The organism is Streptomyces klenkii, from assembly GCF_003626645.1.
Taxonomy (GTDB): Bacteria; Actinomycetota; Actinomycetes; order Streptomycetales; family Streptomycetaceae; genus Streptomyces; species Streptomyces klenkii.
Genome location: NZ_RBAM01000127.1, coordinates 1 through 1206 on the forward strand (window position 1 = coordinate 1; position 1206 = coordinate 1206).

A 1206-nucleotide genomic window follows, 5' to 3' on the forward strand; every position below is an offset into this window, starting at 1 on the left:
GATGCCCGCAGCAGGCCCGTGCGGGGCGCTGTACGCCCGCCTGAGCCCCGAACTGCCCCCGCAAGTCCCCGGCAGCCACCCGGCGCCCGACAGCCCCTCGCAGCCCCCGCCACGCCAATCCGATGGAGCCCCGATGACCCCCGAAGGCCGCACGGGCGCCTCTGAGTGCCCCGCAGCCCCCCAAGCGTCCCCGACAGCCCCGCGCGCCTCCCAGGCGCTCCTAGCCCCGTCTGTGCCCGCCGGAAACGGCAACGAGGCTCACCGCGCCCCCCGCCGTGTGCAGCGGACCCGCCGCGCCGGGCAACCCGGCATGCCCGCCGGAGCGAAGTACGTCGGCCGGGGCACCAAGTGGGGCAACCCGTTCCCCGCCTACGACAACAGCCCCCGCGAACGCGCCCTGGCCGCTGCCCTGTTCGCCAACCTGCTCGCCGGCCGCAGCACCCACCCCCACCCCGAGCACGTCATCGCCTACCCGTCCGACGACGAGATCCGCCGGGAGCTGGCCGGGCGGGACCTTGCGCGCTGGTGCCCACTCCCGGCCGAGGGCGAGCCCGACCACTGCCACGCCAGCGTCTTGCTCGCCATCGCAAACACCCCGGCGGAGGCGGCGTGACCGGCCTGCCGCCCGAGGTGGCGCACCTGATCGACCGGGCCGAAGCGCACGTGCTGCTCCCCGCCGAGGCCCGCCAACTCCGTGTTGCCGTAGCGGCCCTGGCCGAACGCCCCCCGCGCCCGGCCGCCTTCCGTCCGGCGCTGGCCGCTGACCGGGTCCGGCTGCGCGTCGCCGAACACCGCCTCCGGGCCATGGCGACAGCGTGGCGCCACACCCCCGCAACCATCACCACCGCAAACGCGGCCAGCGCGATCCTCGCCGCCCTCGACAACCGCATGCCCACCAAGGAGACCCGCTGATGCGAGCCGTACCTGAGCGCGTGCCCAACTACGGGCGCGGTCCCGACGAACTCATCTGGCACAAGCCGGGCGGACGCGCGGTCGCGGACTTCCAGCCGATCGCGTGCTCCGACACGGAAGGGCTGGTCATGCCGTGGTCCGCCAAGGATGTGCCGCTGGACCTGGACGAGCCCCACCAGCGGTGGTGCCCCGACTGCCTCGCCCTCGCCCGCGAGGAGACCCGCCGTGCCTGACCTGACCCGCTACACCTGGAACGACGCCGCCCGGTACCCGCTGCTGGTGCAGCTCCCCGGG

General features: G+C 75.1%; 3 protein-coding genes. All 3 read left to right on the forward strand.

Features of this window, described 5'->3' with window-relative positions:
* Positions 1–310 precede the first annotated feature (310 nt).
* The 3 genes from D7231_RS35135 to D7231_RS35145 are packed head-to-tail and all read left to right on the forward strand — an operon-like array spanning position 311 to position 1145.
* Positions 311–613: a DUF4326 domain-containing protein gene (locus tag D7231_RS35135; protein ID WP_120760435.1), complete on the forward strand. Its 303-nt coding sequence runs from the start codon at positions 311–313 to the stop codon at positions 611–613.
* The gene (locus D7231_RS35140; RefSeq protein WP_120760431.1) at positions 610–912 is read left to right on the forward strand and encodes a hypothetical protein; all 303 of its coding nucleotides are present in this window, start codon (positions 610–612) and stop codon (positions 910–912) included. Before D7231_RS35135 ends, D7231_RS35140 begins: the two co-directional genes overlap by 4 nt.
* Positions 912–1145: a hypothetical protein gene (locus D7231_RS35145; protein WP_120760433.1), complete on the forward strand. Its 234-nt coding sequence runs from the start codon at positions 912–914 to the stop codon at positions 1143–1145. The genes D7231_RS35140 and D7231_RS35145 overlap by 1 nt, the downstream gene beginning before the upstream one ends.
* Positions 1146–1206: the final 61 nt, after the last annotated feature.